This window comes from Blastococcus capsensis (assembly GCF_030165005.1).
In the GTDB taxonomy this organism is placed as follows: Bacteria; Actinomycetota; Actinomycetes; order Mycobacteriales; family Geodermatophilaceae; genus Blastococcus; species Blastococcus capsensis.
The window spans coordinates 61,527-86,436 of the sequence record NZ_JASNNW010000008.1 but is presented as its reverse complement, the minus strand read 5'-3'; the positions used below and the strand labels follow the sequence as shown (position 1 = coordinate 86,436).

The following is a 24,910-nucleotide window of genomic DNA, read 5'->3' as shown; positions in this document are numbered from 1 at the left end:
GCGGACCTCGCCTGCCACGGCCGCCCACCGGCCGGCCGTGGCAGGCACCGTCGGGCACCCGATCCCGGGACCGGGTGCCCGACGGAACACCGCACCTGCTCCACCGCGACCGCTCCTCGGCGGATCCGCCGGCCCGCCCGCACCAGCGTGCGCGCTCGCCGACCGGCTTCTCGCACGGAGCACCCCCGGCGACAGACACCCTCGGCAAAGGGTAAGGTGAGCCTTACCTAACTCGGCCAGGAGGTTCGATGCTCTTCCCCCCGTCGGCCGCCGACACCACCTGCGCGCAGGCCCTCCCAGCGGCCGCCCTTCCGCCGTCGCTCCGCACGGAGCTCCTCGCCCGCGCTCGGTCGGGCACGGTCAGCGGCTACCTCTACGACCCGCAGATCGCCGCGGACCGCGCCCGGACCCTGCGGGCGGCCCTGCCCCCCTGGGCGTCGCTGTTCTTCGCCGTCAAGGCCAACGGTTTCCCGGCGGTCTTGAGCGCCCTGGCCGGACCGGCGGGCCTGGACGGCTTCGAGGTGGCCTCGCGCGCCGAGGTGGACCTGGCCCGCACCGCGCTCCTCTCTGCCGGCCGGCCACCCCGCCTCCTGGCCGCGGGGCCGGCCAAGACCACCGGCCTGCTCGGTGCGCTGCTGGACGCCGGCACGGAGGTCGTCCACGTCGAGAGCCCGCTGGAGCTGGCCCGGCTGTCCGCACTGGCCGACGAGCGCGGGAGCACCGTGCGGGTCGGGCTGCGGGTGAACCCGGCGGCCGTCGGGGTGCGTGGCACGCTGGCCATGGCCGGCCGACCGGCCCCGTTCGGCATCCCCGAGGCCGACGTCCCCGAGGCCGTCGCGCTGGCCCGCTCCCTCCCCGGCCTGGACGTCGTCGGCTTCCACGTCCACGCCGTCTGCGGCAACCGGGACGCCGGAGCGCACGCCGCCTACATCCGCTGGTGCCTGGAGTGGGCGGCCCGCACCGCCCGGGAGTGCGGGGTGGACCTGCGCTGGATCGACGTCGGCGGCGGTCTCGGCGTCGCCTACGGCGGGCAGTCACCCCTGGACGTCGAGCTGCTCGGCGACGAGCTGCACCGGCTCTCCCCGCCGGCCGGGGTGGAGGTCGCCCTCGAGCCCGGCCGCTGGCTGGTCGCCGACTGCGGCTGGTACGCCGCCGAGGTCGTCGACGTCAAACGGTCCTACGGGACGACGTACGTCCTCGTGCGCGGCGGCATCGGCGGCTTCGCCCTGCCCGGCACCGAGGACTTCCCCTTCCCCCTCACCGTGCTGCCGGTCGAGGACTGGCCCGCCGGGTTGCCCCGCCCCGAGGCGCACCGGACCGCCGTCACGGTCGCCGGCGAGCTGTGCACCTCCGAGGACGTCCTCGTCCGCGACGTCGTCGTCGACCGGGTCCGCGCCGGCGACCTGGTCGTGGTTCCGCAGGCCGGGGCCTACGGCTGGGAGTTCGCCCTGCAGTCCTTCCTCGGCCATCCGCCGGCCACCCGCGACGTCGTCGCACACCCGCACCCCCTTCCCCGGTCCGTCCCGTCCGCCCCCGCCCCCGCTCCCGCCCTGGAGGTCGTCCCGTGAGCCTCGCCATCGACCGCACCGCGCCCCCCGAGCCCAGCGGGGTCCTCGCCCGCCAGGCGGCCCGCGAGTCCGCCGCCCGCACCTACGCCCGCAACCTGCGGATCGTGCCCGTCCATGCCCAGGGGATGACGGTGACCGGGGCGGACGGCCGCCGTTACCTCGACTGCCTCTCCGGAGCCGGGACGCTGGCCCTCGGGCACAACCACCCGGTCGTGGTCGAGGCGGTGCAGCAGGTCATCCAGCGGGGCGCCCCCTGGCACGCGCTCGACATCGCCACACCGGAGAAGGACGAGTTCACCGACGCACTGTTCGCCGCACTCCCGCCGGGGCTGGCCCGCCGCGCCAAGGTGCACTTCTGCGGCCCGGCCGGCACCGACGCCGTGGAGGCGGCTCTCAAGCTGGCCCGCACGGCCACGGGGCGGATCGGGGTGGCCGCGTTCACCGGGGGCTACCACGGGATGACGGCCGGCGCGCTGGCCGCCTCCGGCGGCGTGGCGGTGAAGGAGCCGATGGCGGGGGTGGCCGCCGAGGCCACCCGCCTCCCCTATCCCTATGCCTACCGCTGCCCGTTCGGGCTCGGGGACGCATCCGGAGAGGTGTCCGCGCGCTACGTCGAACGGCTGCTCGACGACCCGAACGGCGGGGTCGTCCCGCCCGCGGCGATGATCGTCGAGGCGGTGCAGGGCGAGGGCGGCGTCATCCCGGCCCCGCTGCCGTGGCTGCGGGAGATGCGGCGGATCACCGCGGAACGCGGGATCCCCCTGATCGCCGACGAGGTGCAGACCGGCGTCGGCCGCACCGGCACCATGTGGGCGTTCGAGGCCGCCGACGTCGAGCCGGACGTGATGGTGCTGTCCAAGGCGATCGGCGGGAGCCTTCCGCTGGCCGTGGTCGTGTACGCCGACCACCTCGACTCCTGGGCGCCCGGGGCGCACACCGGGACCTTCCGCGGGACCACCCTGGCGATGGCCGCCGGCGCCGCAACCCTGCGGTACGTGCGCGCCGAGCGGCTGCCCGAGCGCGCCGAGGCGCTGGGCCGGCGGCTGCGCGCCGAACTGGAGGGCCTGGCGAAGATCCACCCGTCGATCGGCCAGGTCCGCGGCCGGGGGCTCATGATCGGCATCGAGCTGGTGGAACCCGACGCCGCGCCCGACCGCACCGGCGCCCGCCCGGCCGCGCCGGCGCTGGCGGCCGCGGTGCGCACCGAGTGCCTCCGGCGCGGGCTGATCGTCGAGCTGGGCGGGCGGCACGACAGCGTCGTGCGGCTGCTGCCGCCCCTGGTGATGACCGACGAGGAGGCCGGGCAGGTGCTGGACCGGCTGGATGCCGCGCTGGCCGAGGCCGGGCGGGGGCACCGGGCATGACGACCGCGCTCCCCACCCCCCTGCCGACCGCTCTCGCCGGCCCCGCGGACCAGGGGCTGGCCGACCTGGTGGCCCTCTCCCTCGACGCGCTCGCCGCCGGGCGGGCGGCGCGCGGCGGCCCCGTCCCGGCCGGGGGTCCCCGGCAGGTGGCCGCCGACGTCGACGCCGCCCTGGCCGGCGGCGTCCTGCCGCCGCTGGGGATCGGCGACCGGGCCGCGCTCTCGGGCCTGGTCGCCGCGGTCGCCGCCGGCGCCGCGGACCCGGCAGATCCCGCGTGCGCGGCCCACCTGCACTGCCCCCCGCTGCCCGTCGCGGTGGCTGCCGACCTCGCCGCGAGTGCGCTCAACCAGTCCCTGGACAGCTGGGACCAGGCCCCCGCCGCCACGGTGCTCGAGGAGCGGGTGGTCGCCGCACTGGGCGAGCTCGCCGGCCTTCCGGGCGGGGGTGGGGTGATGACCACCGGCGGGACGGGGTCGACCTACACCGCGCTCCTCCTGGCGCGCGACGCGGCACCCGGACCGGTCCGCCTGTACGCCGGCGCCGCCGCGCACTTCTCCGTCGAGCGGGCGGCCCACCTGCTGGGCCTGCCGGCCGTCGTCCCCGTCCCGGTGGGCGATGGCCACGCCATGGACCCCACCGCGCTGGCCGCCCTGCTCCACGGCGCACCGGCGGGCGAGCGCCCGGTCGTGGTGGCCACGGCCGGCACCACGGATCTGGGGTCCATCGACCCGCTCCCGGCCGTGGCCGAGCTGGTCCGCGCCCACGGGGGCTGGCTGCACGTGGACGCCGCCTACGGTGGTGGACTGCTGTTCTCCGACCGTCGCAGGTACCTGCTGACCGGCCTCGACCAGGCCGACAGCGTCTCGCTGGACCTGCACAAGTTCGGCTGGCAGCCGGCCGCCGCGGGGGTGCTGCTCACCCGGGAGGTGGCCGCGTTCGCCCCGCTCGACCGGCGGGCGGCCTACCTCAACCCGGCGGACGACGAGGCGGCCGGGTACACCAGCCTGCTCGGCCGGTCGCTGCGCACCACCCGCCGCGCCGACGTCCTGAAGATCGCCGTCACGCTGCGGGCCCTCGGGCGGGCCGGGCTCGGTGCCATGGTGGATGCCTGCTGCGACCTCGCGGCGTACGCCGCGGCGCGGGTGCTGCAGGAGCCCCGGCTGGAGCTCGCCGCGACCCCGGTGCTCAGCACCGTGGTGTTCCGCCACCGCGGCGGCGACGCACTGAACGCCGCCGTTCGCCGCCGGCTGCTGCGGGAGGGGCGCGCGGTCGTGGGGCGGACCGAGCTCGACGGCCGGGTGCACCTCAAGCTCACCCTGCTCAACCCGGCGGCCACACCGGCCGACGTCGACGCGCTGATCGACCTGGTCCTCGCCGCCGGCTCCGCCGAGGAGGCCGCATGACCGCCGCCCCGCCCCTTCCCTCCCCCGCCCGGCAGGCCAGGGCCGAGGCTCTCGACGTGCTGGTGCGCTGCTGGCTGCGGGAGACCGGCGCCCCGGTGCCCGGCCCCGGCCCCGTGCGCGTGGACCTCCCGGCCACCGGACGGGCCCTCGTGGTGGACGTCGTCCGCCGCTCCCCCAGCGGCCGGCACGACCTGGGCGCGGTCACCACGCCCGACGGCGCGATCCTCGACGTCGACGCCGTCGCGGGCTGGTTCACCGCCGAGGCCACGGCCCGCGCCGGGCTGCCCGCCGGTCACGCCGAGGACGCCCGCGCCCGGATCACCGAGTCGGCCGGCCGGGCCGCGGGCTACGCGGCGCTGCGGGCCGCAGAACCCGGGCCGCCGGCCGGACTGCCCCGGTGGCTGACCGCCGAGCAGGGGCTGCTCGCCGGGCACCCCTGGCACCCGATGACCAAGAGCCACGACGGCCTGCCCGACGCCGAGGACGTCACCTACGCGCCCGAGGCGCGGGGCCGCTTCCCGCTGCACTGGTTCGCCGCCCGGCGGGCGGTCGTCGCGACCGGCAGCGCCACCGGCGACGTCCCCACCCTGCTCCGCGGGCTGGCCGGGAACCTCGCGGTACCGGCGGGCTTCGTCCCGGTCCCGGCCCACCCGTGGCAGGCGGCCCGGCTGGCGGCACGCCCCGGGGCGGCGGCCCTGCTGGAACGCGGCGACCTGGTGGACCTCGGCCCCGCGGGGCCCCCGTGGTGGGCCACCTCCTCCCTGCGCACCGTCGCCCACCCGGACGCGCCCGTGATGCTCAAGTTGAGCCTCGGACTGCGGGTCACGAACAGCCGCCGGGAGAACCTGCGCGGCGAGCTGCGGCTCGGCGTCCGCACCGCCGAGCTGGTCGACGCCGGCCTCGGCGCCGCGCTGGTCGCCGCGCACCCCTGCTTCGGGCTGGTCCGTGACCCGGCCTGGGTGGGAGTCGACGGGCCCGGCGGGCCGATCGGGCTGGACACGGTGATCCGTGACCAGCCGTTCCGGCCGGCGGACCGGGTGGCGTGCGCCGGGGCGCTCCTCGACGCGCGCCCCGACCGGGGCCGCCCGCCGGCCGCCGACCTGGTGCACCGGGTCGCCGAGCGGACCGGCCTGACGGTGCCCCAGGCCGCGGCCCGGTGGTACCGGCGGTGGCTCGACGCCGTCGCGACGCCCCTGCTGTGGCTGCACGGCCGCTACGGCATCGGCCTGGAGGCCCACCTGCAGAACGTGCTCGTCGGGCTGGACGACGACGGCCTGCCCGACCGCGGCTGGTACCGCGACAACCAGGGCTGGTACGCCGCCGCCTCCCGCGTGCCACGGCTGGAGGCCCTGCTGCCCGGGATCGGGCAGCACTCCGGCCTCGTCTTCGACGACGAGCTGGTCACCGACCGGGTCGTGTACTACCTCGGGGTCAACAACCTGCTCGGCTGCGCCGCCGCGCTGGCAGGGGCGGGGCTGGCCGACGAGCTGGACCTGCTCGGCGTGCTCGCCGACGTGCTGCACCGGCAGCTGGCCGGCCCCGACCCCTCCCCGGCCGCCGCGCTGCTGCTGGAGGCCGACCGGCTGCCGGTCAAGGCCAACCTGCTCACCGGCATCGACGGCCGGGACGAGCTGGAGGGCCCGGTCGCCGCCCAGTCCGTGTACGTGCAGATCCCCAACCCGCTGCGTGAGGTGCGCAGGTGAGGACCCACGACCTGCTCGGGATCGGCCTCGGGCCCTTCGGGCTGTCCCTGGCCGCCCTCGCCGACGGCGTCAACGACCTGGACGCCGTCTTCCTCGACCAGCGGCCGGGGCTGTCCTGGCACCCCGGGCTGCTGCTGGAGGGTGCGACGCTCCAGGTGCCCTTCCTGGCCGACCTCGTCACCCTGGTCGACCCGACCAGCCGCTGGTCCTACCTCGCCTACCTCAAGACCCGTGGCCGGCTGTTCCGCTTCTACCTGGCCGAACGGTTCCAGGTCCCCCGGTCCGAGTACGACGACTACCTGCGCTGGGTGGCGGAGTCGCTGCCCAGCTGCCGGTTCGGGCAGCGCGTGGACGCCCTCGCCTGGGACGGCGACGCCTTCGTCGCGACGGTCACCGACACCACGACCCGGGACCGCCGCACCCTGCGGGCCCGCAGCGTCGTCCTCGGCGTGGGCACCGAGCCCGTCGTCCCGGCGCCGTTCGAGGACCTGCTGGGCAAGCGGGTCGTCCACGCCGCGCAGTACCTCGACGCCCGCCCGGCGCTGCACGAGGCCGCCTCGGTGACCGTCGTCGGCTCCGGGCAGTCGGGTGCGGAGGTGTTCCTCGACCTGCTGCGGGCCCAGCCGGAGACCGGGACGTCGCTGCGCTGGCTGACCCGGACGCCGGCCTTCGCGCCCATGGAGTACTCCAAGCTGGGGCTGGAGCACTTCACCCCCGACTACACCGGCTACTTCCACGGCCTTCCGCAGCCCACGCGGGACGCGCTGCTGCCGGCGCAGTGGCAGCTGTACAAGGGCATCAGCACGACGACGATCGCCGAGATCTACGACCTGCTCTACGAGCGCACCGTCGGCGGACGCCGGGTCGACGCGGTGCTGCAGCCGGCCGTCGCCGTCGAGGCCGCCCGCTCCGAGGGGGACGGCTACGTCCTGGAGTGCCGGCAGGTGCAGCAGGACCGCACCTTCTCCGTGCCGACCGGGGGCGTGGTGCTGGCGACCGGCCACGCCGCCCGCCGGCCGGCACTGCTCGACCCGCTGCTACCGGTGCTCGACCTCGACGAGCAGGGCCGCTACCGGATCGGTGCCGACCACCGCGTGGCCCTGCGCTGCTCCGGGGCGCTCTACGTGCAGAACGCCGAGACGCACACGCACGGCGTCGGCGCGCCCGACCTGGGCCTGGGTGCCTGGCGCAGCGCCACCATCCTCGGGGCGATCACCGGCCGACCCCTGGTGGAGGAGCCGCAGCAGGGCGCGTTCACCACCTTCGGCGCGCCGTGAGGGCCGCCCGCCCGGTCCTGGCGCTCGTCGTCGCCCTCCAACTGGTGGCCGAGACCGCCCTGACGCCGTACTGGCCCAGGCTCCTGCGCGACCTGTTCGGCATCGCGGACCTGTCCGCGACCGGCACCTACCTCGCCGTCTGCCGGACCGCCGGGCTGCTGGCCCTGCCGCTGTGGGGGCTGGCCGCCCGCCGATGGCCCCTGCCGCACCTGATCGTGGCCGGGCTCCTCGGCTCGGCGGTGTTCGACCTCGCGCTCGCGCTGGCCCCCTCGTTCCCCGCCTTCGCCGCCCTGTCCGCCGGCTCGGTCGCCACGGGGAGCTCGATGGTCCTGGCCTATCCGGCGCTCGTGGCCGTCGCCGACCGGGGCCGGCCCGGTGATCGGCTGTCGGGAGTGATCGTCTACGCGGCGGTCTTCCACGCCGCAGCCGTGCTCGCCACGCCGGTGGGTGCCGGGGTCCTCGCGCTGCCGGAGCCCCGGCTCGGGCTGGCGGCCTTCGCCGTCGCCGACGTCGCGCTCGCCGTCGGCGTCTGGCGGGCGGTGACCGGACGGCGGCCTGCGGAGGCCCCGGCGGTTCCTGCCGCGGTGCCCGGACCGGCGGGCGAGGACGCCGCCGGACCGGCTCCGGACGGCGGCGTTCCCCGACGGCGGCTGCGGGCGGGCGCGCTCGCCGCCGTGGCCGCCGTCGCCGTCCTCGTCGACCTGGGCATCGCCGTCCCGCGCCCCTTCTTCACCGAGCTGGTGCTCCGCGGCGGGGGGTCGCTGACCGCGGCCGCCGTCCTGTTCCTGCTGCCGGCGCTCGCCGCGCTGGCGGTCCTGCCCGTGGCCCGGCCGCTGAGCCGATGGTCGGGGCCCCGGCTGCTGCCGGGCAGCGCGCTGGTGGCCGGCGCCGGGCTGGCGCTGCAGGCCGTCGGCGCGCTCTCCGGGGCCGGCTCGCTGCCCGCGCTCGCCACCGGCCGCGTCGTCTTCGGCCTCGGCCTGGGGCTGCTGGCGGTGGCGGTCGACGTGCGGGTGTTCGCGGCCGTGGGCACCGCCGGTCCCGGCTTCGCCGCGGTGGAGACCGCGCGCTCGGGCGCGCTGCTGGCCGCCCCGGTGCTGGCGACCACCGCGGCGGCGGCCGCGCTGCCCGGGCCGCTGGTGGTGGCGACCGCGTTGCTGGTGGCCGTGGCCGCGCTCGCCACGCTCCGCTCGGTGGCCACCGCGGCCGCCCCGCCGAACGCCCCCGGTGCCGCCGTCCCCTCCGCCGTCCCCGGCGCGCCGACCCCGGCCGTCCTCGTACCCACCCCCGTTCCGGAGGTCCGCGATGAACCAATCCCCTGACGTGACCACCTCGACCTGGCAGGACGCGGGCCGGCTGCTGGTCGCCAAGGCGCTGTCCGAGCTCTCCTACGAGGAGTTGTTCGTCCCCGTCCCCGACGGCCCGGGAGGCTGGCGGCTCGAGCTGCCCGACGCGCCGGTGTACCGGTTCCGCGCCCGCCGGGGCGGCTTCGGGACGTGGCGGGTGGACCCCGCCGGCGTCTCCCGCGGCGACGAGCCCGCCGTCGACCCGGTCCGCCTGGTCCTCGACGCCCGCTCCGTGCTGGGCTTCGACGGCCCGACCACGGCCGAGGTGGTGCGGGAGCTGACCGCCACGCAGGCGGCCGAGGCCCGCCTGCTGGCCGAGGGCCGGCCGGCCGGCGAGCTGGCCGACCTGCCCTACGCCGAGCTGGAGCAGCACCTGACCGGCCACCCGGTGCTGGTCCTCAACAAGGGCCGCCTGGGCTTCGACGCCGCGGACCTCGACCGCTACGCCCCCGAGGCGCGGGGCACCGTGGCGCTGCGCTGGTACGCCGCGCACCGGTCGGTCGCCGCGTACCAGGGCGTCCCGGGACTCGACCAGCAGCGGCTGCTGGCCGAGGAACTCGACCCGGTCACCCGGGAGCGGTTCGCCGCGACGCTCGCCGGCCAGGTCACCGACCCCGCGGCCTACGTGTGGCTGCCCGTCCACCCCTACCAGGACGAGACCGTCGTCCGGACCCTGTTCGCCGGCTACCTGGCCGACCGGCGGCTGGTGCCGCTCGGGAAGGGGCCGGTGGACTACCGGCCGGTCCAGTCCGTGCGGACGCTGGTCGCCCCCGGGCACCGGGACGTCAAGACGCCGCTGCTGATGCGCAACACCCTGGTGTGGCGGGGCCTCGGGACCCGCGCGACCGCGGCCGCCCCGGACGTGAGCGCATGGCTGGCGACGCTGCCGGCCGGGGACCCTGAGCTGCGCGCCACCGGGCTCGGGTTGCTGGGCGAGGTGGCCAGCGTCGTGGTGGCGCACGACCGCTACGACGAGGTCGACGACGCGCCCTACCGCTACCGCGAGCTGCTGGGCGCGGTCTGGCGGGAGCCGGTCGCCGCGCACCTGCGGCCGGGGGAACGGGCCCGGTCGCTGGCGGCGCTGCTGCACGTGGACCCGGCCGGCCGGGCCGTGCTCACCGAGGTCGTCGGCCGTTCGGGGCTGGCTCCGCGGGAGTGGCTGCGCCGCCTCTGCGACGCGCTGCTGCCCGGGCTGCTGCTCTGCCTCACCCGCCACGGGGTGGCCTTCTGCCCGCACGGCGAGAACACCGTGGTCGTCTACGACACCGGAGACGTGCCGGTGCGGGTCCTGGTCAAGGACTTCGCCGAGGACGTGACGCTGCTGCCCGGCCACGCCTACCCGGGGCTGTCGGAGCGGGCCGACCGGGTGCTGGTGCGCTGGCCCGCGCAGGAGATGGCCCACAGCATCATCAGCGCCGTGCTGGCCGGGCACTTCCGGTTCCTGGCCGGCGTGGCCGAGGAGCACCTGGGCCTCCCGGAGGACACCTTCTGGTCCGTCGTCCGCGACGCCTTGCTGTCGTGGCGGGCCGACCATCCCGACCTGGCCGACGCCTTCGACGATCTCGGCCTCCTCGCCCCCGAGGTGGAGCGGATCGCGCTGAACCGGGAGCACCTCACCGGCGGCGGGTTCCACGACCGGGCCGACCGCGACGCCGCGCCCGACGTCGTGCACGGCTGCGTGGCCAACCCCCTGGCCACCGCCCCGGTCCCGGCGGCCCTGCCCGCGGGGGTGCCGGCGTGACGACTTTCGATCAGCTCCGCGGCCAGGTCGACGCCGGCCTGGTCGACGAGGTCGTCCTCGCGCTGCCCGACCTCGCCGGCCGGCTCCTGGGCACCCGGCTGTCTGCCCGGCACTTCCTGGACAGCACCGTGGCCGACGGGTTCGGCGCCTGCACCTACCTGCTCACCACCGACGTCGACATGTCGGTGACGGCTCCGTCGTCCGAGCTGGATCCCGACGGCACCGGCTACGGCGACATGGTCCTCGTGCCCGACCTGGCCACCCTGCGCCCGCTCCCCTGGGACCCCGGCACCGTCCTGGTGCTCGCCGACGCCCGCCACCCCGGGGGCGCACCGGTCCAGGTCGCGCCGCGGCAGGTGCTGCGCAGGCAGGTCGAGGCACTGGCCGGGCACGGGCTGGTCCCGCTGGCGGGCGTGGAGCTGGAGTTCCGGGTCTTCCTCGAGTCCTACGCCGCTGCCGAAGCCGCCGGGTGGTCGCGGCTCACCCCGGCCAGCCGCACCGGCGTGGACTACGCACTGGTGGGGCTGGAGCGGATGGACGCGCTGACCCGGCGGCTCCGCCGGGAGACCGTCGCGGCCGGGCTGCGGCTGGAGTCCGCACGCGGCGAGTGCGCTCCCGGCCAGTACGAGATCGTCTTCCGGTACGGCGAGGCGCTGGCCGCCGCCGACGCGGCGGCGTTCTACCGGACGGCCGCCAAGCAGATCGCCGCGCAGGAGGGCATGGCGCTGACGTTCATGCCCAAGTACGACGCCGCCGAGGGGAACTCCTGCCACCTGCACGTCAGCCTGCACGACACCGACGGCGCGCCGGTCCTCGCCGGCGACGGGCCGTACGGCGAGTCCCCGCTCCTGCGCCGGATGCTGGCCGGTCAGCTGGCCTGCCTGCGCGAGCTGACCCTGCTGTTCGCGCCGACCGTCAACGCCTACAAGCGGCTGCGGCCCGGCGCATTCGCGCCCACCTCGGTCGCGTGGGGGCCGGACAACCGGCTGGCGGCCCTCCGGCTCGTCGGGTCCGGGGCCTCGCTGCGGCTGGAGCACCGCGTGCCGGGCGGGGACGCCGATCCCTACCTCGCGCTGGCCGGGGTGCTGCTGGCGGCCCGGCACGGCCTCGAGAACGACCTGCCCCTGCCCGACCCGGTGCGGGGCCGGCCCCGGCCCGACGCCCCGGCGTTGCCGGCGTCGCTGGCCGAGGCCGCCGATCTCCTGCACGGCAGCGAGGTCGCCCGGAAGGGTCTCGGCGACGGACTCGTCGACGCCCTGGTGAGCGCGGCGCGCGCCGAGTGGGACGCCTACGGCGCGACGGTCACCGAGTGGGAGCGGGGGCGGGGCTTCGAGCGCCGGTGACCCCGCCGACGCCACCACGTGGCCGGCGGAAGGCGGCTGGCACGATCCCAGCCATGACGCGCGTCCTGGTCGCTCCGGACAAGTTCAAGGGGTCGCTGACCGCCGCCGAGGTCGCCGAGGCGGTCCGCTCCGGCCTCACCGCGGCGGTGCCCGGGCTCGACGTCCGGGCGGTGCCGGTGGCCGACGGCGGGGACGGCACCCTGGCCGCGGCCGTGGCGGCCGGCTTCGAACGGGTGGCCGTGACGGCTGCGGGCCCGACCGGTGAGCCGGTGCCGACCGCCTACGGCCGCCGGGGGGACGTCGCGGTCGTGGAGATGGCCGACGTGTCCGGCCTGTCCCGGCTGCCCGGTGGCCGGCCGGCGCCGCTGACCGCCACCAGCCGCGGTACCGGTGAGCTGATCGGAGCCGCGCTGGCCGACGGGGCGCGCCGCGTGGTCGTCGGCATCGGCGGCAGCGCCTGCACCGACGGTGGCGCCGGGATGCTGCAGGCCCTGGGCGCCCGGCTGCTGGACGCCGACGGCCGCGAGATCGGCCCGGGCGGCGGGGCGCTCGCGCAGCTGTCCCGGGTCGACCTCGGCGGCCTGCACCCGGCCCTGGCCGACGCGGAGATCGTCGTGGCCTGCGACGTCGACAACCCGCTGACCGGGCCGACCGGGGCCGCGGCCGTCTACGGCCCGCAGAAGGGCGCCGACGAGACCCAGGTCGAGCGGCTGGACCGCAACCTGGGCCGGCTGGCCGACCTGGTCGCCGAGGCCACCGGGCGCGACGTCCGGGAGGCTCCCGGGGCGGGCGCCGCCGGCGGTGTCGGGTTCGCGGCCATGGCCATCCTGGGCGCCACGCTCCGGCCGGGGATCGAGCTGATGCTCGACCTGCTCGACTTCGGCGACCAGGTGCGCCAGGCCGAGCTCGTCATCGTCGGCGAGGGGTCGCTGGACCCGCAGACGCTGCACGGCAAGGCGCCGGTGGGGGTCGCCCGGCGGGCCCGCGACGCCGGCGTCCCCACGGTGGTCGCGGTGTGCGGCCGGAACCTGCTCAGCGACGAGCAGCTGCGCGGGGCAGGGATCGACGCCGCCTACGCCCTCGCCGACATCGAGGCCGATCCCGACCGCAGCATGGCGGAGGCGGGGCCGCTGCTGGAGCAGGTCGCGGCGCAGCTCGCCGTCCGGCACCTCAGCGCACCGGGACGACGTTGACCCCCCGTCGTCCGAACCGCGCGACGGTCACGGGATCCACCGCCTCGTCGGTGAGCACGCTCCACTCCCCACCCAGGTGCGTCCACGCCGGCGGGTTCGCCGGGACGAACTTGGAGGAGTCGGCGAGCACCACCACGCGCCCCGACCGTCCGGCGACCAGCTCCTTGACGTAGGTCTCCTCGACGGTCGGCTCACCCAGCCCCTTCTCGGGGTGCAGGGTGTCGGCGCCCAGGAAGGCGATGTCGAACGCGAGGCGCCCGAGGGCCACCTCGGAGAGAGCGCCCGCCACGCCGTGACTCAGCGGCTGCACCTGACCGCCCACCATGATCACCCGGAGCCCCGGCACCCTGGCCAGCTGCAACGCCGCCTCCAGGCCACGGGTCACCACCGTCAGCGGGCCGCGGTCGGCGAGGACACGGGCCAGGGCGAGGCAGGTCGTGCCCGCGTCGACGAAGACGCTGGCCTCCGCCGGGACCAGTTCCACCGCCGCCGTCGCGATGGCTGCCTTGGCGTCGGCGAACAGGCGCGTGCTGTCGCCGAAGGACCGCTCGTGGAAGACCTCCCGGACCAGAGCACCCCCGTAGGTGCGGGCGATCCGGCCGTCCTCCTGAAGCTGGGTCAGGTCCCGGCGCACCGTCGAGGCGGAGACCCCGACCCGGTCGGCGAGCGCCTCCACTCCCTCGATGCCGCCACGCAGCAGGGTGACCAGTGCCTCGTGCCGCTCCTCCGTCGAGCGGCGTCTCCGTGTCTCGGCCATGGCCGCCGGTCCGGCGGTCAGGAACCGTAGGTTCGGCGGATGTTGTCGACGAAGGGCGCGTAGTCGACCGCGGCGAGGTAGGCCGACAGCATCGTGCCGTGACCGGCCTTGCCCGTGCCGGCGATGTCGAAGGCCGTGCCGTGGTCGACCGACGTCCGCAGGATCGGCAGCCCGACCGTCACCGAGATGGTGCCGTCGAAATCGAAGGTCTTCGCCGGGATGTGTCCCTGGTCGTGGAAGTGCGAGAGCACCCCGTCGTACCTGCCGACCAGCCCCTGGTGGAACACCGAGTCGGCCGGGATGGGTCCGCGCACGTCCAGGCCGTCGGCGCGGGCGGCCTCGCAGGCCGGGCCGATGTGCACGATCTCCTCGTCGCCGAAGTTGCCGTTCTCCCCGCCGTGCGGGTTCAGCGCGGCGACGGCAAGGCGGGGGTTCTCGACGCCGAAGACCTGGAGCGCGGTGTGCGCCTTGCGGATCGAGTCCTCGACCCGCTCCTTGCTGATCTGGTCGATGGCCGTGCGCAGCGCGACGTGCCGGGTCGTGAAGAAGATCCGCAGGTGGTGGCCGGGCTGGGCGGTGTTGCGGACGACGAACATGGTGTCCTGCTGCGTGACGCCCGTCAGCTCGCCCAGCATCTCGGTGTGGCCCAGGTGCTCGGAGCCCGCGGCCCAGATGGCCTCCTTGTTGATGGGCCCGGTCACGATGCCGGCCACCTTCCGCTCCATGGCGGCGCGCGTGGCGGTCTCGATGGCGGCGATCGCGGCCCGGCCGGCGCGCTCGTCCACCTTCCCCCACTCGGGCACGTCGTCGCCGAGGACGCCGGTGTCGACGATGTCGATGACCCCCGCGGCGGGCTCCACGTCGAAACCGTCCACGGCGCGGACCTCCACGTCGAGGCCCATCGCCGCCACCCCGCGACGCAGGGCGGCGGCATCCCCCACGGCGACGCCGTGGTGGTCGGCCGCGCCGGCCTGATCGACCAGCGTCCGCGCCGTGATCTCCGGGCCGATGCCCACCGGGTCGCCGATGGTGACTGCGAGTACGTGTCGGGTCATGTCTGTCTCTCCTTCGTGGGGGCCGGCGGTGGTCGGTGCAGGGGTCGGGAGTCGGCGGATGCGACCCGGCGGCGGTCGAGCTCGACGGTCTGCCGGAGGTGGTCCAGGCACGTGACCGTGGTGCCCACGTCACCGACCAGCCCGCCCTTGGTGGTGATGTGCATGCCCTCCCACGGTCCGCCGACGAGCGTCCCCGCGACCGCGAGGGGAACCACCTCACCGGAGATCTCGAGGCCGTGCGAGCCGAGTTCGGCCAGCACCGCGGCGGTCACGTCACCCCCGGTGGTGAACAGCCCCTCCACCGGGTGCTCCTCCACCACCCGGCGCACCGCCGTCGCCAGGTGCCGCGGAATGCGGGCGGCGTCCTCTGCCGTCATCGGCCGCACGTCGGAGTCCTCGACCACCGTGGCGAACACGACGATGTCGTCGGCGGCCGCCTGCGCGAGGGCCTCGGCCAGCACGGCGGTCGCGGCCTCGACGTCGGGAACGGCGCTCCCCGGCAGCGACGGCATCCGGTGCACGACTGCTCCCCGCTCCGCGACCAGCTGCTGGAGCTGCTTGCGGGTGAGCTCGGTCGCGGACCCCGAGACCACCAGGAGCGGGAAACCGTGCGACGTCCGGCCCAGGCCCAGCGCCCGCGCCATCGCCACCGAGGACGGGCCGGGGTCGCTGGTGACCCACACCACGTCGCGACCTTCGGACGCCGTCACCGCCGCGGTGGCGATGCGCGCGAGGTGCTCCTCGGTCATCGCATCGGCAATGAGGATCTCCGCGCCCCCGTCGAGAGCCGCCCCGATGTCGCCGACCAGGCTCTCGGCCGGGCCGGTGACCACGGCCATGGGCACCAGGTGGGCGGTCAGGTCGGTCTGCTGGCGCAGGATCTCCAGGACGTCGGAGGTGCGCATCGGCGTACGGGAGTCCCGCGCGACCTCCGTCTCCTCGAGCCGGCGTCCGTCGAGTAGCTGGGTGCCACCGATCGTGTGCCGTCCGGCCGTCGGGTGCGCCGGCGCGCACAGCACCACCACCCGCGCCCCCGTGAGACTCCGGACCTCGTCGGCCACCGCCGCCGTCGTCGCGCCGACGTTGCCGCGCAACGTGGTGTCGATCCGGTTGCAGACGAGCCGGGCCGGCCACCCGGCGCGCACCACCGAGCGCGCTCGCGCCGCAGCCTCGTCCGGTGGGGAGTGCCGGCTGTCGGTCGTGGCCACCAGCACGTCGAAGCGGGAGGCCATGCCGGTGACCACCTCGGCCCCGGTGGCGGCGCTCGCCGTCGCCGCCCGCAGGCCGACGGAGGAGAAGTCCGCGGCCGTCGCGTTCGCACCGGTCAGGTCGTCGGCGACGACGAGCACGTCACCCATCGGACGTGACGGTCACAGGAAGAGGCTCGCGATGAGCAGCAGCGGCAGCGAAGCCGCCCAGACGGCCGTGGTGATCCCCGACCACCCGCGGAGCGCGGCTGTGCCGTCCAGCCCGGTGAACCGGGTGACGACCCAGAAGTAGGAGTCGTTGAAGTAGCTGAACACCATCGATCCCGCGGTGCAGGCCAGCGCGGCCAGCAGCGGCGAGAGCCCGAGCGCCAGGACCAGCGGCGCCGAGACCGAAGCCGCGGTGATCATCGCGACGGTGCCCGAGCCCTGTGCGAGACGGACGAGCGAGGCGATCAGGAAGGGCACCAGGACGCTGGGCAGCGACAGCTGGGAGATGGCCTCGGCCAGCTCGTCGCCGACTCCCGAGTCGCGCAGCACCTGGCCGAGGGCGCCACCCGCGCCGGTGATCAGGATGATCAGCCCGGCCGACGCCGCGGCGTCGGCGAGCCAGGAGTGCACGCGCTTGCGCGGCGTCCAACGCGGCAGCAGCAGGTAGACGGCCAGGACGATACCGACCAGCAGGGCGATCACCGGGTTGCCGATGAAGGCGAGCGCGGCGACGGCGCCCTCGGGGGTGTACTCCTGGCCCGGGTCCAGCGCGCCGACGGCGTTGCGGTCGATCGCCGTGGCGACGGTGTTGAGCACGATGAGCAGCAGCGGTACCAGCAGCGGCAGCGAGGCGACCAGGAAGCCGACCCGGTGCGGCCGCTCCCCCTCCGGCGTCTCGCCGAGCTGGTGGCTGAGCGGCTCGTCGGACGGCGGCTCACCACCGAGGGGTGGACTCGTGGGGCCGCCGGTCTCGGTGGCCGCCGCCCCGCCGACCGCCCGGCCGCCGGCGACCTCGCTGGTCGCCCGGTTGCCGGCGTAGACGGCTTCGCGGACGGTTTCGTTGACCTCGCCCTCCAGCTTCGGGCCGATCCAGGATGCGTAAGCGATGACGACCGGCATCAGCAGCAGGGTGAAGACCAGACCGGCCAGGATGAGGGCACCGATGTTGGCGCCCAGGATGCCGGCGACGGCCAGGGGGCCCGGCGTGGGCGGCACCAGGTGGTGGGTCAGCGTCATCCCGCAGCCCAGCGCGAGGGCGAGGACGACGTAGCGCCCGTTGATCCGCCGGGCGATCGACCGCGCCAGCGGGTTCATGATCACGTAGCCGGAGTCGCAGAACACCGGGATGGACACCACGGCGCCGGTACCGGCCATGGCCCAGTGCTCCCGGCCCTTCCCGAGGAGCCGGACGAAACCGCGGGCCAGCCGATCCGCGGCACCGGAAACCTCCAGCATCTTGCCGATCGCCACCCCCAGCCCGATGACGATGCCGATCGATCCCAGCGTGTTGCCGAAGCCGGTCGTGATCGATCCGATGGTCTCCCCGACCGGCGAGCCGGCGATGAAGCCGGTGACCAGCGCGGCGATCAGGAGCGCCACGAACGCGTCGAGACGGGTGCGCAGGACGATCACGACGATGGTCGCGATGCCGAGCACGAGTGCGAGGAGCAGCTGTACGTCCACCGGGAAGCCTCCTTGCCGATCCCCCGCCGTTGGGAGACGACCAAGGGCAGCCTTGACGAGCTTTCTGCGCAGAGCAACCGGGACCGACGGGTAACTTTGCGCAGAACGCGCAAGTGAGCGCGGCGGTGGGAATGTCGTGTGGCACGACTTGGCGCGTAAGGACGGGGGAGCACAAGACGCGCAGGTTCGCCTCACATGCCAACTGCGCAGGTCGATCACCGTGGCCAGGTACAGCTTGCCGGTCGTGGTGGGGATCTCGACATGTCGCCACCGACTTGCGCGCCCAGGCCGTAGCAGCCAGTGCTACATTTGCGGCCATGGAGACGGTCAGCCAGCGCGAGTTGCGCAACCGGAGCGGTGAACTGTTGCGCCGGGCTTCTGCGGGTGAACGCATCCGCATCACCACCAACGGCGTCCCGGTCGCCGAGCTGGTACCGCCGAACCTGACGGCCGTCGAGCGGCTCCGGACACAGGGCCGCCTGTCCCCCGCCACCGTCCGAGGCGCCGACCTGGACGACCTGCCGCCTCCGATGCAGGTGGCCGAGCCACTCAGTCGACTGCTGACCGAGGTGCGCGGCGACCGGTGACAGCGCTCGACGCCTCAGCGGCGGCCAAGCTCGTCGTTGCCGAAACAGGCACCCTGGAGATGCGCGCCCGGTTCACCTCCGACGACGAGCTCTTCAGCTCTTCGCTGCTCATCGGTGAGCTGCTCCGGCTCGCCACCCGGATCGGCGCGGACTACGGCGTCGTCGAACGGTTGCTGGCGAGGGTCGAGCTGCTGGCTGTGGACGACTCCGTCCTGCGCGAGGCGGGCCGACTACGGCTCCCCGGTACCTGGGTCAGCACATCTGATGCCATCTACCTCATCACCGCTCAACGACTGGAACAGACCGAGCTGCTGACCTACGACCAGCAGCAGGCCCGGGCCGCCGACGCTCTGGGCATGCGACCGTCGTCTCCTGGGTGGGACCAGGACTGGTGGCGGTGACGGCCACCAGCCGGGACTGTCAAGGGCCATGAGGATCTGCCCAGCGGCGGTTTCGTCCGCGACGCCGGCTGGGGCTCACCCCCGCGGACGCGGGGAGCACCCGGCGCCGTCGTCGAACGTCTTGTAGCCGTAGGGCTCACCCCCGCGGACGCGGGGAGCACATGCCGGTCGGCCTGTTCACCACCCGGCAGAAGGGCTCACCCCCGCGGACGCGGGGAGCACCCGTCCTGACTGGTGAACTCGACGCCGACGGCGGGCTCACCCCCGCGGACGCGGGGAGCACCCGTCCTGACTGGTGAACTCGACGCCGACGGCGGGCTCACCCCCGCGGACGCGGGGAGCACCATCTCCGCCGCGCGCATCGCCGCATGAGTGAGGGCTCACCCCCGCGGACGCGGGGAGCACCGCTACTTCATCGTCGGCGGGACCACGCGCCCGGGCTCACCCCCGCGGACGCGGGGAGCACCGCGGACTACGAGCCGGACAACAAGAACGACCTGGGCTCACCCCCGCGGACGCGGGGAGCACAACGGTGTCCCGGGTCCGCCGCGGGACGCGCGGGGCTCACCCCCGCGGACGCGGGGAGCACTATCCGGCGTGCGGGTCACTGCCCGGCGTGGTGGGCTCACCCCCGCGGACGCGGGGAGCACGCCGACCAGGCAGCGCGGGACAACCTGACCAAGGGCTCACCCCCGCGGACGCGGGGAGCACGTCTTCCCATACTCCTCCACGATTCGGTACAGGGGCTCACCCCCGCGGACGCGGGGAGCACAGCGCGCTCCGTCGCCGCCCGGTCTTCGTAGTGGGCTCACCCCCGCGGACGCGGGGAGCACTTCGCCCTCGCAGCCATGTGGGGGCTGGTCTTGGCTCACCCCCGCGGACGCGGGGAGCACGCCGGTGTGGATGCGGCTTTGCTACCCCCGAGGGGCTCACCCCCGCGGACGCGGGGAGCACTGGTGTAGCCCAGGACGATGGGCTGGGCGTCGGGGCTCACCCCCGCGGACGCGGGGAGCACACCCCCGTCGGACTGTTCACCACCCGGCAGAAGGGCTCACCCCCGCGGACGCGGGGAGCACCTGCTGGTGCGGGTCGCCCTGTCCGACCATGTGGGCTCACCCCCGCGGACGCGGGGAGCACCGGCACAGCAGGCCTGAATGCCCCTCCCTACCGGGCTCACCCCCGCGGACACGGGGAGCACCCGGTGACCCTCCGCGGCCGGCTCGCTGACCGGGGCTCACCCCCGCGGACGCGGGGAGCACCTGCCGGCCACCCCGCCCAAGCTGCCCGAATGGGGCTCACCCCCGCGGACGCGGGGAGCATACGGTGTCGACGTCGCCGGAGAACTCTTGCTCGGGCTCACCCCCGCGGACGCGGGGAGCACGTCGTGGTCGGGGCGTCGGGGGACAGCTGCTTGGGCTCACCCCCGCGGACGCGGGGAGCACTCCTCGGCCAAGGCGTGGGCCTCGGTGCCGCGGGGCTCACCCCCGCGGACGCGGGGAGCACGCGCCGCCGTGCGGGCGGGCTGCGCGCATCACGGGCTCACCCCCGCGGACGCGGGGAGCACGTGATCACGAACGGGGTGACGCCGTCCCGGCTGGGCTCACCCCCGCGGACGCGGGGAGCACGCGAGCTCGTCGATGCGGGCGTTGACCCGGCGGGGCTCACCCCCGCGGACGCGGGGAGCACTCAACCGAACCGGGCGACACGGTGACGATCGCGGGCTCACCCCCGCGGACGCGGGGAGCACCATCCCGGTGTGGGCGAGCGCGTTCACGGTCAGGGCTCACCCCCGCGGACGCGGGGAGCACGCGGACGGCGACCGGCATGAGCTGCTGTGGCGCGGCTCACCCCCGCGGACGCGGGGAGCACGATCTGCGGAAGCCAGTCGACGTCGGCCCGCGGGGCTCACCCCCGCGGACGCGGGGAGCACCGTGCTCACAGCGCCACCCGGTTCACGTAGATGGGCTCACCCCCGCGGACGCGGGGAGCACACGGTCACCGGGTTGCCGGCCAGCGCGGTGTTGGGCTCACCCCCGCGGACGCGGGGAGCACAGCAGCCCTTGGGGCCAGTCGGCCACGTCGAAGGGCTCACCCCCGCGGACGCGGGGAGCACATCTGCTGCGGTGTGGCCGGGGCGGCGTCGTAGGGCTCACCCCCGCGGACGCGGGGAGCACTGGCGCTACGGGACGTCGGAGACCCCCGACGAGGGCTCACCCCCGCGGACGCGGGGAGCACTACCAGCTGGACGGGCAGGGCAACCGGGACTGGGGGTCACCCCCGCGGACGCGGGGAGCACAGCAGGTAGCCGACCGCGTTGTCCGACACCGGGGGCTCACCCCCGCGGACGCGGGGAGCACCTCCCGAAGGAGAGCGGGGGCGACTTTTGCAGGGGCTCACCCCCGCGGACGCGGGGAGCACAACATCGAGCGGCTCAACGACTTCGGCGGGTCGGGCTCACCCCCGCGGACGCGGGGAGCACTGGATGGGATCAACTCGTCCGGCGGCAACGTCGGGCTCACCCCCGCGGACGCGGGGAGCACGTCATCGACGCCGGCCCGGACGGGCTGACGGTGGGCTCACCCCCGCGGACGCGGGGAGCACGGGTCCGCTGTCGGTCATCGGGCGTACCGGCGGGGCTCACCCCCGCGGACGCGGGGAGCACGCCAGGGCGCCGAGCGCGAAGCCGCCGCCGGCGGGCTCACCCCCGCGGACGCGGGGAGCACATCCCTTTGCCCGCAGAAGGCTCCCAGAACTGGGGCTCACCCCCGCGGACGCGGGGAGCACATCCTGACACCTACCCGGTAGAACTGGATGCTGGGCTCACCCCCGCGGACGCGGGGAGCACCCGAGCACGGTCATCAGGTCGCGCAGCCAGTCGGGCTCACCCCCGCGGACGCGGGGAGCACCAGCGGCGCCCCCTCGGGACCCATCCGGGCGAGGGCTCACCCCCGCGGACGCGGGGAGCACATCCTGGCGCCCACCGGTGGGGGCTTCGAGAAGGGCTCACCCCCGCGGACGCGGGGAGCACGCTCCTGCCCTCTTGGCCGCAAGGTAGTGCCGGGGCTCACCCCCGCGGACGCGGGGAGCACGGCCAGCTCAGGACCACGTAGATGTAGCCGCCGGGCTCACCCCCGCGGACGCGGGGAGCACTTCTTGCGGCCGAGCCAGCCACCGGGGGAACGGGGCTCACCCCCGCGGACGCGGGGAGCACGTCACCGAGACGTGGACGATCGTGTCGTGCGGGGGCTCACCCCCGCGGACGCGGGGAGCACGCGCCCTACGGGGACCCGGAGCAGACGGGCGTGGGCTCACCCCCGCGGACGCGGGGAGCACAGCCGGCGGCGGCGCACCAAGAAGTCGCGGCGGGGCTCACCCCCGCGGACGCGGGGAGCACGCGATGGTGGACCCGGACGCCCGACCCTCGGAGGGCTCACCCCCGCGGACGCGGGGAGCACGACCTGGGGGCACCGCCGCAGGCCAGCGTCCGGGGCTCACCCCCGCGGACGCGGGGAGCACTCCCCCGGGTTGTCCACGTTTCTGGCGACGCTGGGCTCACCCCCGCGGACGCGGGGAGCACGCACAGGTCCGAATCCTGGCCGCGAGCGGCCTGGGCTCACCCCCGCGGACGCGGGGAGCACGTCCTCGTCGCTTAGCTTGGCGCTGCCGTGCTGGGCTCACCCCCGCGGACGCGGGGAGCACGACCGGTCCGCCCGTGGCGAATCCGTAGACCGGGGCTCACCCCCGCGGACGCGGGGAGCACCCGCGGGCAGCCGGGAGGGCGGGCGGCGCGATGGGCTCACCCCCGCGGACGCGGGGAGCACGAAGGAGATCGACCAGTGAGCACATACGACGACGGCTCACCCCCGCGGACGCGGGGAGCACTCGACGAGCACGTAACGGGGGGGACGGGTGCGGGGCTCACCCCCGCGGACGCGGGGAGCACAGCAGACGAGGAGACGCGATGTCCAAGACCACGGGCTCACCCCCGCGGACGCGGGGAGCACGCTGGCCGTGAGCTGCGCGCCTGGGCTGGCCAGGGCTCACCCCCGCGGACGCGGGGAGCACCCACCACCGGAGTTGAAACCGTAGCTGGAGATGGGCTCACCCCCGCGGACGCGGGGAGTACGCCCTCTACATCGTGGTGGCGCACAGCAGCTCGGGCTCACCCCCGCGGACGCGGGGAGCACCGGCGACGTGCACGACGACCTGTGGACCGACAGGGCTCACCCCCGCGGACGCGGGGAGCACTCGGCGATCGCGGCGACGTCGCCGCGGCGGGGGGGCTCACCCCCGCGGACGCGGGGAGCACCGGTCGGACAGTCGCCGCGAGGTTCCGTAACCGGGCTCACCCCCGCGGACGCGGGGAGCACCTGCTCAACGAGTGGGACCGCCGCTGGACGGAGGGCTCACCCCCGCGGACGCGGGGAGCACTCGTCCGAAAGGCCCGACGCTGATGCCCGCCCGGGCTCACCCCCGCGGACGCGGGGAGCACAGCTCGGCGGCGTAGGCCTGCACCGCCCCCCGGGGCTCACCCCCGCGGACGCGGGGAGCCGCCGACATCGCCTCCACGTCCGCGGATCTGCTGGGCTCACCCCCGCGGACGCGGGGAGCACCGCTCCCGGGCTCCGAACAGGATCCGCGACCCGGGCTCACCCCCGCGGACGCGGGGAGCACGTCCTGACGCTGGACGACGAGCCGCTCCACAAGGGCTCACCCCCGCGGACGCGGGGAGCACCCGACGTGGGTCGTCGGGGACGACTACGAGGTGGGCTCACCCCCGCGGACGCGGAGAGCACTCCACCACCACTGACCCGGCGATCGCCACCAAGGGCTCACCCCCGCGGACGCGGGGAGCACAAGGAAGCGATGGAGGCCGCCTGCGAGCAGGAGGGCTCACCCCCGCGGACGCGGGGAGCACGAGGGCGCGGGCGGCGGCGGTTTCGAGTTTGCGGGCTCACCCCCGCGGACGCGGGGAGCACATACCTTGCCGCGCACCGGGCTGGCCCCGTATTGGCTCACCCCCGCGGACGCGGGGAGCACACCAGACCGATCGGGTTCGCCATCAGCATCAAGGGCTCACCCCCGCGGACGCGGGGAGCACTGGTCCTGGCCAGCGGGGTGCGCTTCACGCAGGGGCTCACCCCCGCGGACGCGGGGAGCACGCGGCGAGCTCGCCGACCGTGGGGGCGCTGGGGGGCTCACCCCCGCGGACGCGGGGAGCACATCACGTTCCCGGGGGTCGTCGTCAAGAAGCCGGGCTCACCCCCGCGGACGCGGGGAGCACGCACCGGTGTCCGGGCCGACGCTGTCCATGATGGGCTCACCCCCGCGGACGCGGGGAGCACCCCGGCAACTGCTGGAACGCCTCGGTGCGGAGGGGCTCACCCCCGCGGACGCGGGGAGCACCCACCTCCTGCGTGCTCGCCGTAGGGCTTGGTGGGCTCACCCCCGCGGACGCGGGGAGCACATGAGGAGGGCGACGGCGGCGAGGTCGAATGGGGGCTCACCCCCGCGGACGCGGGGAGCACTTGACCTCGAGGGAGCCGGTGCGCAGCAGCTCGGGCTCACCCCCGCGGACGCGGGGAGCACTTGTTGCGGTCGAGGTGGGAAGCGGCCCAGAAGGGCTCACCCCCGCGGACGCGGGGAGCACGCGGGCTGCCTTGATCTTCTCGATGGCGTCCCGGGCTCACCCCCGCGGACGCGGGGAGCACGTGGTCCCTCTCGCCGCGGGTCGGCGTCCGGCGGGCTCACCCCCGCGGACGCGGGGAGCACTACTTGGGGGTCTCCGGGGCGAACATCCCCCAGGGCTCACCCCCGCGGACGCGGGGAGCACACGCGAGCGAAGCGGCAGCGGATGCCGTCGGGGGGCTCACCCCCGCGGACGCGGGGAGCACGCCCGGCATCGACCTGACCGACAGCGGGCTCGGGGCTCACCCCCGCGGACGCGGGGAGCACCTGGCCGCCGAGCGTGCCCGCGCCCTCGCCCCGGGCTCACCCCCGCGGACGCGGGGAGCACACCCGTCACTTCCACGGCGTCTACGAGGACCCGGGCTCACCCCCGCGGACGCGGGGAGCACATCGGGGCCGTAGTCGCGCACGGTTGCCACCAGGGCTCACCCCCGCGGACGCGGGGAGCACGGCATCGTTGTCTACCGAGACAACATGCAGGAGGGCTCACCCCCGCGGACGCGGGGAGCACCTGGGCGTGCACTTGCCCATCGCCAACCTGGTGGGCTCACCCCCGCGGACGCGGGGAGCACGACGACACCGGCCTGACGGGCACTGCGGCTGTGAGC

15 protein-coding genes and 1 CRISPR repeat array (1 of these 16 running past the window's edge) are annotated in these 24,910 nt (G+C 75.7%); of the genes, 11 read left to right on the top strand and 4 right to left on the bottom strand.

Translation table 11 applies throughout. From position 1 onward, the window contains the following. Nucleotides 1-248 precede the first annotated feature (248 nt). From QOZ86_RS09185 to QOZ86_RS09145, 9 genes are read left to right on the top strand one after another with little or no spacing between them, the layout of a single operon-like run. Entirely contained in the window at nucleotides 249-1,568 is a 1,320-nt protein-coding gene (locus QOZ86_RS09185) for an alanine racemase (protein WP_284491660.1), read from the top strand. Continuing rightward, nucleotides 1,565-2,932 carry a diaminobutyrate--2-oxoglutarate transaminase family protein gene (locus QOZ86_RS09180; RefSeq protein ID WP_284491659.1) on the top strand — a complete coding sequence of 456 codons (1,368 nt, stop codon included), beginning with the start codon at nucleotides 1,565-1,567 and terminating at the stop codon, nucleotides 2,930-2,932. Before QOZ86_RS09185 ends, QOZ86_RS09180 begins: the two co-directional genes overlap by 4 nt. Further along, nucleotides 2,929-4,335, top strand: coding sequence for a pyridoxal phosphate-dependent decarboxylase family protein (locus QOZ86_RS09175; protein ID WP_284491658.1), 1,407 nt, complete (start codon nucleotides 2,929-2,931; stop codon nucleotides 4,333-4,335). The genes QOZ86_RS09180 and QOZ86_RS09175 overlap by 4 nt, the downstream gene beginning before the upstream one ends. Then, the gene (locus tag QOZ86_RS09170; protein WP_284491657.1) at nucleotides 4,332-6,038 is read left to right on the top strand and encodes an IucA/IucC family protein; all 1,707 of its coding nucleotides are present in this window, start codon (nucleotides 4,332-4,334) and stop codon (nucleotides 6,036-6,038) included. The genes QOZ86_RS09175 and QOZ86_RS09170 overlap by 4 nt, the downstream gene beginning before the upstream one ends. Next, nucleotides 6,035-7,315, top strand: a complete 1,281-nt coding sequence (locus QOZ86_RS09165) for a lysine N(6)-hydroxylase/L-ornithine N(5)-oxygenase family protein (RefSeq protein ID WP_284491656.1) — start codon at nucleotides 6,035-6,037, stop codon at nucleotides 7,313-7,315. Before QOZ86_RS09170 ends, QOZ86_RS09165 begins: the two co-directional genes overlap by 4 nt. Next, nucleotides 7,312-8,634, top strand: a complete 1,323-nt coding sequence (locus QOZ86_RS09160; protein WP_284491655.1) for an MFS transporter — start codon at nucleotides 7,312-7,314, stop codon at nucleotides 8,632-8,634. Before QOZ86_RS09165 ends, QOZ86_RS09160 begins: the two co-directional genes overlap by 4 nt. Beyond that, a complete protein-coding gene (locus QOZ86_RS09155; RefSeq protein WP_284491654.1) occupies nucleotides 8,618-10,399 on the top strand; it encodes an IucA/IucC family protein in 1,782 nt (593 codons plus the stop codon). The genes QOZ86_RS09160 and QOZ86_RS09155 overlap by 17 nt, the downstream gene beginning before the upstream one ends. Continuing rightward, nucleotides 10,396-11,742 carry a glutamine synthetase family protein gene (locus QOZ86_RS09150; RefSeq protein ID WP_284491653.1) on the top strand — a complete coding sequence of 449 codons (1,347 nt, stop codon included), beginning with the start codon at nucleotides 10,396-10,398 and terminating at the stop codon, nucleotides 11,740-11,742. The genes QOZ86_RS09155 and QOZ86_RS09150 overlap by 4 nt, the downstream gene beginning before the upstream one ends. A gap of 53 nt (nucleotides 11,743-11,795) precedes the next feature. Then, on the top strand, nucleotides 11,796-12,935 hold the full coding sequence (locus tag QOZ86_RS09145) for a glycerate kinase (RefSeq protein WP_284491652.1): 1,140 nt from the start codon (nucleotides 11,796-11,798) through the stop codon (nucleotides 12,933-12,935). Here QOZ86_RS09145 and QOZ86_RS09140 read toward each other — a convergent pair. The 4 genes from QOZ86_RS09140 to QOZ86_RS09125 are packed head-to-tail and all read right to left on the bottom strand — an operon-like array spanning nucleotide 12,913 to nucleotide 17,626. Then, on the bottom strand, nucleotides 12,913-13,692 hold the full coding sequence (locus QOZ86_RS09140; protein WP_284491651.1) for a DeoR/GlpR family DNA-binding transcription regulator: 780 nt from the start codon (nucleotides 13,690-13,692) through the stop codon (nucleotides 12,913-12,915). The genes QOZ86_RS09145 and QOZ86_RS09140 overlap by 23 nt on opposite strands. A 17-nt stretch (nucleotides 13,693-13,709) precedes the next feature. After that, the gene (gene pdxA, locus QOZ86_RS09135; protein ID WP_284491650.1) at nucleotides 13,710-14,747 is read right to left on the bottom strand and encodes a 4-hydroxythreonine-4-phosphate dehydrogenase PdxA; all 1,038 of its coding nucleotides are present in this window, start codon (nucleotides 14,745-14,747) and stop codon (nucleotides 13,710-13,712) included. After that, a complete protein-coding gene (locus QOZ86_RS09130) occupies nucleotides 14,744-16,105 on the bottom strand; it encodes a four-carbon acid sugar kinase family protein (RefSeq protein ID WP_284491649.1) in 1,362 nt (453 codons plus the stop codon). The genes pdxA and QOZ86_RS09130 overlap by 4 nt, the downstream gene beginning before the upstream one ends. Before the next feature lie 12 nt (nucleotides 16,106-16,117). Continuing rightward, nucleotides 16,118-17,626: a GntP family permease gene (locus QOZ86_RS09125; protein ID WP_284491648.1), complete on the bottom strand. Its 1,509-nt coding sequence runs from the start codon at nucleotides 17,624-17,626 to the stop codon at nucleotides 16,118-16,120. A gap of 317 nt (nucleotides 17,627-17,943) precedes the next feature. Between QOZ86_RS09125 and QOZ86_RS09120 the strand changes: the two genes are divergently transcribed. Beyond that, nucleotides 17,944-18,213 carry a type II toxin-antitoxin system Phd/YefM family antitoxin gene (locus tag QOZ86_RS09120; protein ID WP_284491647.1) on the top strand — a complete coding sequence of 90 codons (270 nt, stop codon included), beginning with the start codon at nucleotides 17,944-17,946 and terminating at the stop codon, nucleotides 18,211-18,213. Beyond that, a complete protein-coding gene (locus QOZ86_RS09115; RefSeq protein ID WP_284491646.1) occupies nucleotides 18,210-18,614 on the top strand; it encodes a type II toxin-antitoxin system VapC family toxin in 405 nt (134 codons plus the stop codon). The genes QOZ86_RS09120 and QOZ86_RS09115 overlap by 4 nt, the downstream gene beginning before the upstream one ends. 71 nt (nucleotides 18,615-18,685) lie before the next feature. Continuing rightward, a CRISPR array of direct repeats spans nucleotides 18,686-24,910; the repeat unit is 29 nt; unit sequence GGGCTCACCCCCGCGGACGCGGGGAGCAC; it runs 86 nt beyond the window's last position.